General features: G+C 62.6%; 12 protein-coding genes. 7 read left to right on the forward strand and 5 right to left on the reverse strand.

Annotation, left to right across the window (positions count from 1 at the left end; genetic code table 11):
* Nucleotides 1–173: 173 nt before the first annotated feature.
* The gene (locus tag GCT19_RS05405) at nt 174–1,070 is read right to left on the reverse strand and encodes a LysR substrate-binding domain-containing protein (protein WP_018436207.1); all 897 of its coding nucleotides are present in this window, start codon (nt 1,068–1,070) and stop codon (nt 174–176) included.
* Between the two features lie 179 nt (nt 1,071–1,249).
* On the opposite strand from GCT19_RS05405, the gene GCT19_RS05410 reads away from it, so the two are divergent.
* The 3 genes from GCT19_RS05410 (at nt 1,250) to GCT19_RS05420 (ending at nt 5,542) form a co-directional block, all read left to right on the forward strand.
* A complete protein-coding gene (locus GCT19_RS05410; RefSeq protein WP_184246723.1) occupies nt 1,250–2,416 on the forward strand; it encodes a mandelate racemase/muconate lactonizing enzyme family protein in 1,167 nt (388 codons plus the stop codon).
* 146 nt (nt 2,417–2,562) lie between these two features.
* Complete coding sequence (gene dctA / locus GCT19_RS05415; protein WP_152851253.1) at nt 2,563–3,933, forward strand: C4-dicarboxylate transporter DctA; 1,371 nt, start codon at nt 2,563–2,565, stop codon at nt 3,931–3,933.
* Nucleotides 3,934–3,994: 61 nt separating this feature from the next.
* Nucleotides 3,995–5,542 (forward strand): methyl-accepting chemotaxis protein, encoded by a 1,548-nt coding sequence (locus GCT19_RS05420; RefSeq protein ID WP_152851254.1) that lies wholly within the window; start codon nt 3,995–3,997, stop codon nt 5,540–5,542.
* A 34-nt stretch (nt 5,543–5,576) separates the two neighbouring features.
* Here the strand turns inward: GCT19_RS05420 and GCT19_RS05425 are convergent, their stop codons facing one another.
* From GCT19_RS05425 to GCT19_RS05440, 4 genes are all read right to left on the reverse strand, one after another.
* The gene (locus GCT19_RS05425) at nt 5,577–7,100 is read right to left on the reverse strand and encodes an ATP-binding cassette domain-containing protein (RefSeq protein WP_152851255.1); all 1,524 of its coding nucleotides are present in this window, start codon (nt 7,098–7,100) and stop codon (nt 5,577–5,579) included.
* Nucleotides 7,097–8,023 (reverse strand): branched-chain amino acid ABC transporter permease, encoded by a 927-nt coding sequence (locus GCT19_RS05430; RefSeq protein ID WP_018436202.1) that lies wholly within the window; start codon nt 8,021–8,023, stop codon nt 7,097–7,099. The genes GCT19_RS05425 and GCT19_RS05430 overlap by 4 nt, the downstream gene beginning before the upstream one ends.
* Nucleotides 8,024–8,046: 23 nt before the next feature.
* Nucleotides 8,047–8,922, reverse strand: coding sequence for a branched-chain amino acid ABC transporter permease (locus tag GCT19_RS05435; RefSeq protein WP_152851256.1), 876 nt, complete (start codon nt 8,920–8,922; stop codon nt 8,047–8,049).
* Between the two features lie 91 nt (nt 8,923–9,013).
* Complete coding sequence (locus tag GCT19_RS05440; RefSeq protein WP_152851257.1) at nt 9,014–10,279, reverse strand: ABC transporter substrate-binding protein; 1,266 nt, start codon at nt 10,277–10,279, stop codon at nt 9,014–9,016.
* Nucleotides 10,280–10,848: 569 nt separating this feature from the next.
* On the opposite strand from GCT19_RS05440, the gene GCT19_RS05445 reads away from it, so the two are divergent.
* The 4 genes from GCT19_RS05445 to GCT19_RS05460 all read left to right on the forward strand — a co-directional run bounded on the left by GCT19_RS05445 (nt 10,849) and on the right by GCT19_RS05460 (nt 14,808).
* Nucleotides 10,849–12,105 (forward strand): ABC transporter substrate-binding protein, encoded by a 1,257-nt coding sequence (locus GCT19_RS05445; RefSeq protein ID WP_152851258.1) that lies wholly within the window; start codon nt 10,849–10,851, stop codon nt 12,103–12,105.
* A gap of 40 nt (nt 12,106–12,145) precedes the next feature.
* On the forward strand, nt 12,146–13,015 hold the full coding sequence (locus tag GCT19_RS05450; RefSeq protein ID WP_018436198.1) for a carbohydrate ABC transporter permease: 870 nt from the start codon (nt 12,146–12,148) through the stop codon (nt 13,013–13,015).
* A complete protein-coding gene (locus tag GCT19_RS05455; protein ID WP_152851401.1) occupies nt 13,015–13,866 on the forward strand; it encodes a carbohydrate ABC transporter permease in 852 nt (283 codons plus the stop codon). Before GCT19_RS05450 ends, GCT19_RS05455 begins: the two co-directional genes overlap by 1 nt.
* A gap of 102 nt (nt 13,867–13,968) precedes the next feature.
* On the forward strand, nt 13,969–14,808 hold the full coding sequence (locus GCT19_RS05460) for a phosphatidylinositol-specific phospholipase C (protein ID WP_193727374.1): 840 nt from the start codon (nt 13,969–13,971) through the stop codon (nt 14,806–14,808).
* The last annotated feature ends 428 nt before the right edge of the window (nt 14,809–15,236 follow it).

The raw sequence follows: 15,236 nt of genomic DNA on the forward strand, positions 1-15,236 counted from the left end.
TCGTTAGCGAGGCACCGCGCTCTGCTGAAGGCGCCGGAATGTCGGTCAATGGACGTTCTAACGGCAATACCTCCTAAATATTGAGGTTATCTGAGTAGCTTAGTCGGGTAATCGAAAGCCTGGTGCCGTCAAGTGCTATGCACCTGTCGCGGCGACGCCAGGCGACATGGACGTCACTTTCGCGAGCCCCTCTTCTTCCTTTCCGGAGCCTCGACGGTCGTATCGACCGGCGTGAACGGTGCCTGAAAATGATCGACGAGGAAATCGATGAAGGCTCGCGCCCGCGCCGTCTGATTGCGCTGCCTCGGGTAATAGACGAACAGGTCCGCCGACGGCAGCACGGTATTCGGCAGCACCAGCTTGAGGCGTCCGCTCTGTACGTACTTGGCCAGATCCCATTCGGAGCGAATCAGAATCCCGTGACCGTCGAGCGCCCATCGAAGCGCAATGTCGCCGTCATTGCTCGATAGCACGCCTTTGACCTTGATCGCCTCGATGTGGTCGTTCACGATGTAGCGCCACACGCCATAAGCGTCATCGTTCTGCCGATGAATGATGCAGCGATGCTGATGCAGGTCCTCCACGCGCTCCGGCGTTCCGAAACGCTCCAGATATTTCGGCGACGCGCAAAGAAAACGGCGATTGCTCATGATGCGCCTCGCGCTCAGCCGACTGTCCGGCAGCTCGCCGAACCGTATCGCCATATCGAAGGCGCCTTCGACGAGATCGACCGGCCGGTCCGTCACCTCGAATTGCACTTCGACATTCGGAAAACGCTTGGCGAAGTCGGACACGAGCGGTGCGATGGTCGTCCTGCCGAAACCTAGCGTCGCGTTGATGCGCAACGGCCCATGCGGATCGCGTCTGGCCCCGGAGATGGCCTCCTCCATCTCGCGGACCTGCCCGACGATCTGGGACGCGTAGCGCAGATAGGTCTCTCCCTCGGGCGTCAGGCTGACGCTGCGCGTGGTCCTGTTGACCAGACGCGCGCCGAGCCGTTGCTCGATGATCCCGAGCCGCTTGGTCGCCGCTGGCGGACTGAGATCGAGCGCCCGGGCGGCGCCGGACATGCTCCTGAGTTTCGCAAGGAGAATGAAGAACTCGAAGTCGGATGCGGGTGCAGTACTCACTTTTGGTGAAATATATAGTGAACGCAAGTGAATTCTAGCAAGCTCTTTCGCGGCTAAGCTATGCCCCACATTGCAGCCAGGGTGGCGCAATAACTGTTCAAATCTCTGGAGACAGTGGCGTGAGAATCGTTGAAATCCGCGAAAAGACCGTTCCGATCAGTTCCCCGATCCGGAACGCCTACATCGACTTCAGCAAAATGACCTCGAGTCTCGTCGCGGTCGTGACGGACGTGATCCGCGACGGCAAGCCGGTGATCGGCTACGGCTTCAACTCGAACGGCCGCTATGGTCAAGGCAAGCTGATGCGCGAGCGTTTCATCCCGCGCCTGCTCGAGGCCGACCCTGCGTCGCTCGTCGACGACTCCGGCGACAACCTCGATCCCCACAAGATCTGGGCGACGATGTTCATCAACGAGAAGCCCGGTGGCCACGGTGAGCGTTCCGTCGCGATCGGCACGATCGATATGGCCGTCTGGGATGCGGTGGCGAAAATCGCCGGCAAACCGCTGTTCCAGTTGCTCGCCGAGCGGTACGGCAATGGCGAGGCCAACCGCAGGATCTTCGTCTACGCGGCGGGCGGCTACTACTATCCGGGCCAGGACCACGAAAAGCTCAAGGATGAGATGCGCAGCTACCTCGACCGGGGCTATACGGTCGTGAAGAAGAAAATCGGCGGTGCATCGCTCGACGAAGACCTGCGACGCATCGACTCGATCCTGAGCGTGCTGCAGGACGGCCAGAAGCTCGCGGTCGATGCCAACGGCCGCTTCGATCTCGATACCGCGATCAGCTATGCGAAGGCGCTGTCGCAGTACGACCTGTTCTGGTACGAAGAGGCGGGCGACCCGCTCGACTTCGAGTTGCAGGCGACGCTGCGCAACTACTATGACAAGCCGATGGCGACCGGCGAAAACCTGTTCTCGATGCAGGATGCCCGCAACCTGATCCGCTACGGCGGTATGCGCCCCGATCGCGACTGGCTGCAATTCGATTGCGCGTTGAGCTACGGCCTCGTCGAATATCTGCGAACGCTAGACATGCTGCATCAGCATGGCTGGTCGAGCAGCCGTTGCATTCCCCACGGCGGACACCAGATGTCGCTGAACATCGCGGCGGGTCTCGGACTTGGCGGCAACGAATCGTACCCGGACCTGTTCCAGCCTTACGGCGGCTTCCCGGACGGCGTACGCGTCGAGAACGGATATATCACGATGCCGGAGCTGCCCGGCATCGGCTTCGAAGGCAAGTCCGACCTCATCGCCGAGATGCGCAAGCTGGCTGAATAACGCGCGCTCGCAACGGCACCGACAAACATTCCCGCTTGAATGGTTCATAAAAAGACGGAACGAAGCCGGCTCGATGCGGCCTTCCCACGCTGCTCGCGTGGCAGGGCCGCGTTTCCCTTTGAAGACGCCATGCACAGGAGACAGGCATGCCAGTATCGAAAGTAAGAAGAGCACTTTCCAGGCTGTACGTTCAGGTCATCATCGGCATCGTGGCCGGTGTCCTGCTGGGCCACTTCTACCCCGATATCGCGTCGCAGATGAAGCCGCTGGGCGACCTGTTCATCAAGCTGATCCGGATGCTGCTTGCGCCGATCATCTTCGCGTCGGTGGTGGTCGGGATTGCGCGCATGAACGACCTCCATCAGGCGGGCCGGGTAGGCGTGAAAGCCCTGCTCTATTTCGAACTGGCATCGACGGTCGCGCTGATCGCGGGGATGGTGGTCGTCAACGTCATCAAACCCGGCAGCGGCATGAACATCGATCCGTCGCAGATCGATGCCGCGGCGATTTCGACCTATACGCACGCGGCGCAGCAACACGGCATGCTCGACTTCTTCATGAGCATCGTTCCGAATAGCATCGTCGGGGCATTCGCGACGGGCGAGATGCTTCCGATCATTTTCTTTTCAGTTCTGCTCGCCATCTCGCTGGCAAAGCTCGGACCCCGTACCGCGCCATTCGTCGACATGCTCGACATGTTCCTTCAAGGGATGTTCGGCGTCGTGCGGATCGTCATGTACGTTGCTCCGATCGGCGCGTTCGGCGGCATGGCCTTCACGATCGGCAAATACGGCATCGGCACGTTGGCATCGTTCGGCGAGTTGATGCTTTGTCTGTATCTGACTTCGTTCTTCTTCGTGTTCGTCGTGCTTGGCCTCGTCATGAAAATGTGCGGGCTCTCACTATGGAAATTTCTCCGCTACATCAGGGACGAGATTCTGATTACGCTCGGCACCGCGTCGACGGAAGCGGTGTTGCCGCAGATGCTGATCAAGATGGAGGCGATGGGCTGCGCACGCCCCGTGGTCGGCATGGTCTTGCCCACCGGCTACACGTTCAATGCCGACGGAACCGCGATTTATCTGACGATGGCGGCGTTGTTCATCGCCCAGGCGATGAACGTCCACCTGAGTATCTGGGACCAGCTGCTCGTGCTCGGCGTGCTGCTGCTCACATCGAAGGGTTCCGCCGGCGTGGCCGGGGCGGGATTCGTCGCACTGGCCGCGACGCTGGCCTCGATGCACAAGATTCCCGTGGAAGGCCTCGTGCTGCTGCTCGGTGTGGACCGCTTTCTGAACGAGGCGCGCGCAGTCACGAACCTGATCGGTAATGGCGTTGCGACCGTCGTCGTCGCTCGCTGGGAGGGGCAACTCGATAGGAACCTCGCGCGCGCGGTGCTGGATCGCGACAACCCGGCTCGCTTCAAAACCCCTGGTTCTGCCGCGCAACCGGCGGTCACGTCCGCATCGACGACCGAAGCGGACGCGATCCTCGATGGCTCACCGAATCATCAATAGAGCTGAACTTTTCGGAACGGGTGCCGTTAACTCAAAGGTATCTCACTCTTCCGAATCCAGCATGAAACTGACCATCAAGTTCCGTCTTCTCGCCACACTCATCTTGCTCGGGTTCCTGCTGACGGTGACCGGCGTACTGGGTATCGCCGGCATGCGTGGTTCGAACCATGCGGTTGCGCAGGCGTACACCAACGACGTGGCTGCCGCGACCGCGCTCGGCAAGTCCAACCTGAACCTGACGGTAGTGCGCACCACGCTCGATCGCGTGCTGCTGCACCCGGAGGCGGCGGATCGAGCCGCACTCATCGATAAGGCGCGCAACTATCTTGCGGTCTCCGACAAGGCCTGGAAAGAGTACCGCGCACTACCCGTCTCCGATGCGGAGGCGGCCTTGTCGAAGGCCGTGTCCGACGCCCGCGAAGCGATGCTGCATGGCGCACTCGAACCGATGATGGACGCGATGAGCCGTGGCGATCATGAAGCCGCAGACCACGATGCGATGGTCGTGATGCCACCGCTTTCGGCCGCTCTGACGCAAAAATCCGCGGATCTGGACAAGTTTCGCAACGAGCAGGGCAATGCGCGTTACCAGACTGCTCAGGACCGCTATGACACCCTCGTGACCATTACCGCAATCGCGATCGCCGTTGGTCTTCTGACCTGCGTCACCTGCGGCTTCACGCTGCTTCGTGCGATCGCGCGCCCGATCGATATGACGGTGCGCCATGTCGAGCGGCTCGCTCAGGGTGACCTGTCGCAGCAATTGCGGTTTGACAGCAATGACGAAATGGGTCGCCTCGTCCGAAGCGTTGGGCAGATGCAGAAAGACATCGGCACGATGATCGAGCAGATCGCGCGCGGCAGCGAGTCGATCGCGTCGGCGACCCAGCAGATCTCGGCCGGCAACGCGGACCTGTCGGCACGCACCGAGGCGCAGGCGGCGTCGATCGAGGAAACGGCGGCGAGCATGGAACAACTGACCAACGCTGTCACGGAGAACGCGGCGCACGCGCGTGAAGCGCGCGAGCTGGCCGATGCGACGAAGGCGACCGCCGGTGCGGGCGCGGACGTGGTGCGCCAGGTCATCGACGCGATGAGCGACATCCACGACGGCGCGAAGAGGATGGGCGAGATCATTGGCGTGATCGAAGGCATCGCGTTCCAGACCAACATCCTCGCTTTGAATGCGGCTGTCGAGGCCGCTCGCGCCGGAGAGGAAGGACGCGGCTTTGCCGTCGTCGCCGGGGAGGTACGCAATCTCGCTCAGCGCTCGGCGACCGCGGCGAAGGAAATCAAGGAGCTGATCGACGCGTCGACCGCGCGCGTCGCCGACGGTTCGCGCCTCGTCGGCCGTGCCGGTGAGACGATGGGCGAAGTACAGGCGGCCGTCGGTCGCGTCACGTCGATCATGAGCGACATCGCGACGGCTTCGGCCGAACAGAGCGATGGCATCGAGGAAGTCAATCGCGCGATTACGCAGATGGATCAGATGTCGCAGCAAAATGCCGCGCTGGTCGAGCAGGCGGCTGCCGCTGCCGCGTCGCTAACCGAGCAGACTGGCCTGTTGACGCAGGCGGCTGGCCGATTCCGCTTTGCCTCCGTGGCTTGATGCCACGCTAGAGGCTCGTCTGCCGCTCTGCGCTTTAGGTCCTCGAGGCGCCGGAGGCCGTGGTGTCGGTCTCATTGGTAGGCACCGCCTCGAGAAAGCCGCGTCCCATCTCCGCCTCGAAACGCGCAGCGCTGCCCTCCCAGATGATTCGCGCGTGTTCGAGCACGTAGACGCGGTCGGCATGCGGCAGCGCAAACCTGACGTTTTGCTCGCCCAGCAACACGGTAATGGGCGTGGACTTCTGCAGCGAATCCAGTGCCTTCGACAATTGCTCGAGAATCACGGGCGCGAGGCCGAGTGTCGGCTCGTCGAGAATCAGCAGTTTCGGCTGGGTCATCAGCGCGCGCGCGATCGCGAGCATTTGCTGCTCGCCGCCGGACAGCGTGCGCGCGGTTTGGCCCTGGCGCGACTTCAGGATCGGAAACAGATCGAAGAGCCACGACAGCTGCTTTGCGCGCACCGTGTCGGCGAGATGATATCCGCCGAGTTCGAGATTCTCGCGTACCGTCATGTCGCCGAATAGCTCGCGCGTTTCCGGGCATTGCACGAGACCGGCGCGCGAGACCGCGGCACCGCTGATACCGCGCAGATCGCGCCCATCGAAGCGAATCGTCCCCTTGTACGGCACGAGGCCCGACAGCGCGTTGAAAAGCGTCGTCTTGCCCGCGCCGTTCAGACCGACAACCGAGACGAATTCGCCCTCGCGCACTTGCAGACTGACGTCGTCGAGTGCGCACGCCTTGTCGTAGAGTACGCGCACACCGCTCACCTCGAGGATCGTGGGCTTCGCATCGCTCGCGGCTCCGTTACGCTGGCGCAGCTCCAGCTTGCCGCCCAGATAGACGCGGCGCACCGTCTCGTTCTGCATCACCTGTTCGGCGGTGCCTTCGGCGACACGCTCGCCAAGGTACATCGCGAGCACACGGTCGGCGAGCGCGGACAGACTCTTGACGTTGTGATCGACCAGCAGGACCGCGCGCCCTTCGGCGCGAAAGCCGCGAATCAGCTCGGAAAACGCGTGCGATTCGGCCACCGTCAGCCCCGCGAACGGCTCGTCCACCAGCACGACCTGCGGGTCGCGCGCAATCGCCTTGGCCATCTCCATGCGGCGCAGGTCGGCGAACGGCAGCGTCGCGGGATGCCGATGCATGACGCCGGCAAGGCCCACACGCTCGGCGATTTCCTGCGCGCGCTGGTGCACGTGGGGTTCGGCAGCGAGCTTGACGAGTGAGTCTGGCAGCAGCGCGAGCTTGATATGTTCCAGCACCGTTTGCCGATGCAGCGGCCGCGAATGTTGAAACACGATGCCCACGCCCGCGCGCGCGATCCGGTGCGGCGCCCAGCCGGCCATTTCCACGCCGTTCACCTTGACCGACCCCGCATTGGGCCGCTCGATGCCCATGATCAGCTTCATGACCGTGGACTTGCCCGAGCCGTTCGGGCCAATCAGACCGAGGATCTCGCCGGGCCGGATGTCGAAGCCGATATCCTTGACGGCGACGAGACCGCCGAAGCGCTTGGTCAGCCCGCGTACGGACAGCAGCGGCGTGTCGTTCATTGGCGCTCCCTCGCGCGCAGCAGGTTGCCGAGCAGACCGTCTGGAAAGAACAGCAGCGCGGCCAGCGCAACCGCCGCGACGACGAATGTGTTGAGCTGACCGAGCGGACGCAGGAACTCGCCCGCGACGATCAGGAAGATCGAGCCGAGCACCGCGCCGAGTATCGTGCGGCGTCCGCCGAGCACGGCCGCGATAATGATCTGCACGCCCACGCTGAGATCCACCACCGTGCTCACCGAGGCCGTGCCCTGGTAGAACACCAGCATCGCGCCGGCCACGCCCGAGAACACGGCGCTGATGCAGAAGGCCACGAGCTTGTGCCGCGTGACATTGAAACCCAACGCCTGCGCGCCGGTCGCGTCTTGGCCGCTGGCCTGAAGAATCAGACCGACTGCCGAACGCGACAGGCCGAACAGCAGGATCGCGCAAATGATCAGGAACGCGAGCGCGATCCAATAGTTATGGTTCGCATCGACCGACATCACGTCCGGCACCGTCATGCCGATCTCCCCTCCGGTTATGCCCGCGAAGATCACGATGGCGTTCTGCAGCAGCAGCACGGCCACGAGCGTAACCAGACCGAAGTAAGGACCGCGCAGCCGCAGCGCGGGCACCGCGAGCAGCAGACCTCCAACGAGCGCGAAGCCGCCGCCCGCGAGCACGCAAACGGGTATGGGCAGGCCCCATCTGGCGTTGAGGATCGCAGCGGAATAGGCGCCGAGTCCGATCAGAAACGTCGGCCCGAAGTTGACCTCGCCGGCAAAGCCGAACAACAGGTCCCACGACATCGCGAACACGCCGAAGTAAAACGCCACCGTGAGTACGCCGAGGATGTAGCCAGAAAGCCACCAAGGCAACGTCGCGGCGATCACGGCGAGCGCAACGGCGATCCATGCACCACGCGAACGGACAAGAACGGACATAGAGGTACGCTCCATTCGCACTATTAGCGGCGTCCCAGGAAGCCCTGGGGCCGTACATACACGACGAGCACCAGCAGCAGCAACGCGGGCAGCGGGCGCAGCGTCGGCGCGATCAGATAGGCCGTGACGGTTTCCAGATAACCCACGACATACGCGGCCATCAACGAGCCCGATACACTGCCGAGCCCGCCCAGCACGACGATCGAGAACGCGCTGGCCGTGAGCTGCCCCGCATTGTTCGTGCTCACGCCAAGGAACGAAGCGAGCAGCACGCCCGCAATGCCGGCCAGCACGCCGTAGATGCTCCACGCGAGAAGATAGATCCGGGAGAGTTCGAAGCCGAGCAGCGTGAGACCGCGCGGATTCATCGAAGCCGCGAGCAGCGCCTTTCCTGCCCGCGTGCGATTCACGAACAGCCACAACATGCCGATCACGGCCCAGCAGACCACCGCGATCATGATTTCGTTGTACGGCACGCGCACGCTGCCCACCATCGCCACACCGCTGATCAGCGGGCGCATCGTCACCGGGTTGTCGGTAAAGAGCCACGCCATGCCCTGCTGGATCATGATGCCCCACAGCAGCGTGCCGGTGAGCACGAAGATCTCCTCCTCTTCGCCGGGAATCGCGGCCGAGCGTTGAATGGGCCGCACCACCAACAGGTAGGTGATGAAGGCCGTCACGAGACCCGCCAACACGCCGAGCAGCGTGCCGAGATAGGTGCCAAGACCCGCCTCGCCCGCGAGCATCCAGCCCATCAGCGCCGCGACCAGCATCACGCCGCCGTGCGCGAGATTCAGGATGCCGGAGACGCCGAAGATCAACGTGAAGCCGATCGCGCCCAGCGCATAGAGGGAACTGATTGCAAAGCCGTCGATGAGAATCTGCAGTAGCAACATGCGCGGCCTTTCATGCTGGTTAGGGTGTCGATTCTTGCGCTGTCCGGATCTTCGCTAAGCGCAGATCCGGACAGTGGCGATCGTCGCGCGGCTAGTTCGCGCTTGCCTGCTGCACCTTGATGAAGGTCGGGAACTTGACCGTGCCGTTGGCAATCGACTTGGGCCAGATCGCGACCTGCTTGCCGTTCTGCCACTGCAGGTTGATGCCCGTGATATAGCCGGGGCCGTACTTCAGCGCATGCGTGAACTGATCGCTCTTGCCGTAGAACTGCCAGCGTCCGATCGTGCCCACGTAGTCGGTTTTCTCGAGCGCGTCGACCATCTGGTCCGGATCGGTCGAGCCCTTGTTGCGCCTGATCGCGTCCGCGATGATGTAGACGAGGTCGTAGCTCGTGAAGCCGCAATACGCCGGAGAAACGCCGAACTTCTTCTGGTACGCATCCGTGAACGGCACCGTTTTCGGCGTGATCGCCACGCCCGGCGCCGCGGCCGAGGCCGTGATCACGCCTTCGGTCGCGCCGTTCGTGTCCTTCCAGAAGCTCGTGGTCGTGGCCTGCGAGCTTTGGCCCGACATCGGGATCGGCACTTGCTGGTCGTGCCATTGCACGGTCGGTTGCACGCCGACGTGGCTGATACCGGTGGTGATCGTATCCGGGTGCTTCGCCTCGATCTGGTTGAAGATCGGCGTGAAGTCGGAGGTATCAGGATTGAAGCGGATGTGATCGAGCACCTGAAGTCCCGCTTTGGGCAGGCATTCGAGGTAGCGTTCGTCGAGCGGCTTGGTCCACGCCGCGTCCTCGCTCATGACGACCGTCGTTTTCATCTTGAACTGGCCGACGAGAACGTCGTGCGAGAAATCGCAGATAGACTGTGCGATGAACGCCGACGTCATCCAGCCGTGGAACGTGTACTTGTAGTGGTCGTAGTCGTCGTGAACGTGCTTCGAAATATCGTTGCTAGCTGCGCCGGGGGTGATGAACGGCACCTTCAGGCGTCCCGACCACGGTTCCATCGCGAGCGCCACTTCGCTGATGTAGCTGCCGATCACGGCGACCACCTTGTCCTGGGTCGCCGCGCGCTGGAAGGCGCGCACGCCGTCAGAGGCCGATGAATGGTCGTCGTACGCGACGATTTGGATGGGCCGCCCATCGACGCCGCCGCTCGCGTTGATCTGGTCCGCGGCGAGCTGCGCCGCCTTGCTGATCGAAGCGCCCGCTACCGAGGATTCTTCGCTGATCACGCCGATCTTGATCGGCTCGGCCGCCGCATGGGCGCCTGCCGCCAGACCTAGCCCCGCCGCCACCATCCCCGTCGCGACGACGCAATGAAGGTTTCGCCACACATTGTTACTGGACATCATGCATCTCCGATTCGAATGGATCGTTGAGCAACAATTGCCCGCCACATTGCAGCATCTTAAGAATGCGCACACAACAATATTCACCCGTTTTGCGGCGCTCAATCGGTACAAACGATGACCGGGTCCCTACGGACTTCATGGTGCACAGCGGAAAAAATTCTGCCGCTCGCGCTGCCGGAAGCGGTCTTTTCTGTGTGAGAGCTATCGCTATGTAGCGTGAAATTAGCGGCCTTCTCCTTCTCCCTTATTCGTCATCCGAAGCATTGCGAACTTCGTGCGACGGTTCAATGGACCAACGTCCTGCCACCTCGCAATCGCTCGCGACGCAGCGCATCAACTCGCATCGCGATCAGCCTGAAGATGGCAAGCGTGCCTGCGTGCGGGTCCGAACATTACGCGGCAACCCTGCTTGCTGACATATGTACGTCATGATAGGTTGCTGCAATTCCCGCTGCCGCATCTGGCATCTATTTTCGCAACGCTACGCGCGCGATAAAAACAAGCGGGATGGGTTGATCTGGACTCATCGTACGCATACGCCTTTCCCCAAGAGGAATTCAAGAGCCATGGCTTCAATGATCCAGCGAACGACCCTGTTCGCCTGTCTGCGCGCGGCTTCCGTCGCGGCTTGCCTGTCCATCGCCGCACTTGGCGCGCACGCCGCCGATCTGGTGATCGCAGGCCGGGACGACATCTACGGCCGCGGACTCGCGCAGGCGGTGGACGGCTACAAGAAACAGCACCCGGGCGTCGATATCGAGTTGCTGAAGCTGCCGAACAACGACCTGTATCAGAAGCTGAAGCTGTCGTTACGCGAAAACACGCACGCCTATGACCTGGTGATGATGGACGACACCTGGTCCCCCGAATTCATCGCCAACGGATGGCTTCAGCCGCTGCCCGCCGCGCTCGCGGACGCCGATATGGTGACGTCGACGGTCTCCCTCGGACGCGCGCCGACGGGGACCTTGTACGCGATGCCGGTCGTCGGCAATGCCGAGATGTTCGCCTATCGCAAGGATCTGCTCGCGAGTCGCGGCCTGCAGCCGCCGCGCAACTGGGACGAGGTACTGAAGATCGCACAGACCATCGGTACCGCCGACAAGGACGTGTCGGCTGTCGTGTTTCGCGGCGTGAAGGGCAACCCCGTCGTCACCGGTTTTCTGCCGATCCTTTGGGCCTATGGCGGAGAAGTCGTCGACACGAACGGCAAGGTCACGATCGATTCGCCCGAAGCACTGGCCGCGCTGAAAATGCTGCTCGCGCTGAAGAAGTGGGCACCGAAAGACGTCGACGTGTATGGCGCCGGTGAAGTGCGCGACGCATTGCAGGGCGGCACGGCCGCGCAAGCCATCGAAGTGTGGCCCGCCTGGCTGCCCGCGCTCGACGATCCGGCGAAATCGCGCGTCGTCGGCCAGGTCGCGCTGCAACCGCCGCCCGGACAGGTCAAGGGACCGGCGCCGATGCTCGGCATCTGGCAAATGGGCATCGCGAAAGATGCCGCGCATGCGAAAGTAGCGGCGGATTTCCTCGCTTACCTGACTTCGTCGGCGACGCAAACACAACTGGCCGTGCTCGGCATTCCGCCGACGCGCAAGAGCGTCTTCGTCAATCCGGCACTCGTCAAGCAATATCGTTGGTATCCGGACCAGCTGAAGGCGCTCGAAGCGGGCCGGGCGCGGCCCCGCGTTAAGGATTGGCAGCAGATCGAGGCGATTCTCGGCGACGCGTTGCAACTCGCGCTGACGGGGCAGGCCGCGCCCGACGCAGCGTTGCATCAGGCCGCGCAGAAAATCGCCCAGGCCAACGCCGCAGTGCAGTGATAGCGGCAGTGACAGCGCAGGCAAGCGTGGAAACGAGTCGATGAGCCGGTTGCGACGTTATCTGCCGCTGCTCGTCCTGATGAGCCCAGCCGCGCTCGTGCTCTGCGTGCTAGCGCTCTACCCGGTCGCGCGCGTGCTGATCGATTCGTTTTTCTCGGTGGATTACGCGTCGGGGCATCGCTCGTACATCGGGCTCGCCAACTATCGATCGGTCATCGCTGACGGCGAATTCGGCATGAGTTTCGTCAATACGATCCAGTTCATGATCGTGGCCTCGCTCGCCGAAGTGCTGTTCGGACTCGCGCTCGCGCTGCTGTTCGTCCGCGCGTTTGCGGGCCGGCGCATCGCGTTGCCGCTCGCCGTGCTGCCGATGATGCTCTCGACGCTCGTGTGCTCCGCCATCTGGCGCAACTGGCTCAATTACCGCGGCTTTCTGAATGCGCTGCTCAAGACGGTAGGTCTGCCGGCGGTGCCCTGGCTATCCGATCCGCACCTCGCGCTGTGGTCGCTGATGCTGGTCGATGTCTGGCAGTGGACGCCGATGGCATTCCTGATCATTCTCGCGGGGCTACAGTCGATTCCGCCTGAAATCGCCGAGGCGGCACGCACCGACGGCGCGAACGAATGGCAGTGCCTGCGCTACATCACGCTGCCGCTCGTTGCACCTCACGTCGCCCTCGCGATGCTGTTGCGCTCGATCGATACCTTCAAGCTGTTCGACAAAGTGTACGCGTTGACGGGCGGCGGTCCCGGCAATGCCACGCAGACGCTATCGACGTACATCTACGACACGGGTTTCCGCTTCTTCAACGTCGGACCTGCCAGCGCGGCTTCGGTATTGATGCTGCTCACGTGCGCGGTGCTGGTCTCGGGATACATATGGAAATCGGCAGTCAAGCGCGACCGTTGATGCCGCTCGCCCGGTTGCGCGGTTTCGCGCGACGCTCGTCCGGTGCCGCGCTGCGAGGACTGTTGCGGGTCGCTGCGCTGGCGGTGTTGCTGCTGCCGTGCATATGGATGTCTGGCGCGGCCTTTACGCCGACGCTGGAACGCCTCGCCCATCCGCTTTCGTTGTGGCCTTCGGCGCCCACGCTCGAGCATTTCGCGGCGGTGTGGGAAAGCGGCATGGCCCAGTCGGTGCTGAACTCCGTGTGGGTCGCGGTGGGCGCCACGTTGCTCGCACTCGCGCTCGCTTTTCCGGCGGCCTATGCGCTCGCGCGACTGGCGTTTCCGGCGCGACTCGATCTGCTGTTCCTGATGCTCGTGCTGGCACTGAAGCTGATGCCGCCTATCACCGTGGCCGTACCGCTGTTTTCGCTGGCCAAGTGGCTTCATCTGCTCGATTCGCTATTTGGGCTGGTACTCGCCTATCAGCTGTACGCGTTACCGATGGCGATCTGGATGTTGCTGCCGTTCGTGCGCGACGTGCCGATCGAATTCGAGGAGGCCGCGGCGCTCGACGGCGCGAACCTCGCGCAGCGGATCGTCTTCATCGTCATGCCGCTGTGCGCGCCAGGTCTCGTTGCCACCGCGATCTTCGTGTTCATCATCGCGTGGAACGAGTTTCTGCTGGCGCTGTTGTTCGTCTCGTCGCCGAGTCATTTCACACTGCCGCTCACGATGGCGGGTTACGTGACCGAGAACGGCATCGACTGGGGCGAACTGATGAGCGCGGGGTTGATTTCGTCGGTGCCGACGCTTCTGCTCGCGGGCTATGTGCAGCGCTATCTGCTGCAGGGCTTTTCGGGCGGATTGAAGTAACGCGCTCCAACTTCGCGTCGCCGTTGCAGCAGACGCTTTGCTTATCCAGAGGTTTTCTTGCGCCCTGTCCTGAGCCATCCCACCGTTTCGCCCGCTGACTGGATGTCGACCATCGATGGCAGCCGCTTGCTGTCTGCACTGACCTTGCCGGGCAGCCATGACACCTGCGCCTACACGGTCGATGACCGGCTCGCGCGCACACAACATGCTGCGCTCGACGATCAGTTTCACCATGGCGTGCGAGTCCTCGACATCCGCTGCCGCCATGACCGCGATCGGTTTGCGATTCATCACGGCGGCATCTCGCTGGGTCTGAGTTTCGACGATGTGATACGGACATGCGCTCAGTTTCTCGCGCGTCACCCGAGCGAATCCATCGTCATGTCGGTCAAGGACGAATGGCCCGCGAGTGACTGCGTCCGCGCGTTCGCCGCGACCTTCGAATGGTATGTGGAGCGACACGCTGCGGTGCGCTGGCACCTTGCTTCCGAACTGCCGCTGCTGGAGGCGGTGCGCGGGAGCATCGTGCTACTGCGGCGCTTTGCGAGTGACAAGCCGCTCGGCATAGACCTGACTGCCTGGCCTGACAACGCGACGTTCGATATCGACGACGTGCCGGCTCCGTTCACCATTCAGGATGAGTTTCGCGTGCCAGTGCCGGCATCGATCGCTTACAAATGGCGTGCCATCGATTCGCTTCTAGATCTCGCGCCTGGCCTGTGCGACGAGCGTTGGGTCATCAACTTTTGCAGCGGCACAGGGATGGCGGCACCACCGGTCGTCGTGGCGTGTGGCGATACACAGCATCGCGGTATTCACGACCAGCTTGCCGAGCGGCTCGCGACTCGTCCGGGACCAAGCGGCACCCTACTGCTCGACTTTTGCGACTGGCAGGACTGGCGCCTCGTTGATGCGTTGATCGATTGCAACGGAAGCCGATAACGCCTCGCTGCGAGCGTAACGTTGCCGGCAAATCTCAGCGTGATTCCTTTGCTCGCGGCTGCCGCGGTGGCGGCCTCGATTCTGGTCCGCGCCTCACCGGTTCACGCGTACAGGCGTCCGGCGGCGTGACATAGGGAACGTCGTCGCGACAACACGCATAGATCGGAAATCCATACGCGTTCGTGCCGACGATGGTCGTTGGGCCGTGCAGCGGGCACACCGCCTTCATGACGCCTCCTCCAGACGCATCGATCAATCGCTTCCATCCTACGCTCGCACGGGATAGATGTTCTATGTGCGCCTGCATTCGCCTTCGCACCGCATGGTCCCGCGCACCACCAAGACGCGCATTCACCTACCGTGTCGCGCCGCAGCATTCCTCATCCCCCGAGCTGAAGGCCCGGTAATGTACTGATTAGCGTATTTGC

Source organism: Paraburkholderia atlantica, from assembly GCF_009362785.1.
GTDB lineage: Bacteria > Pseudomonadota > Gammaproteobacteria > Burkholderiales > Burkholderiaceae > Paraburkholderia > Paraburkholderia atlantica.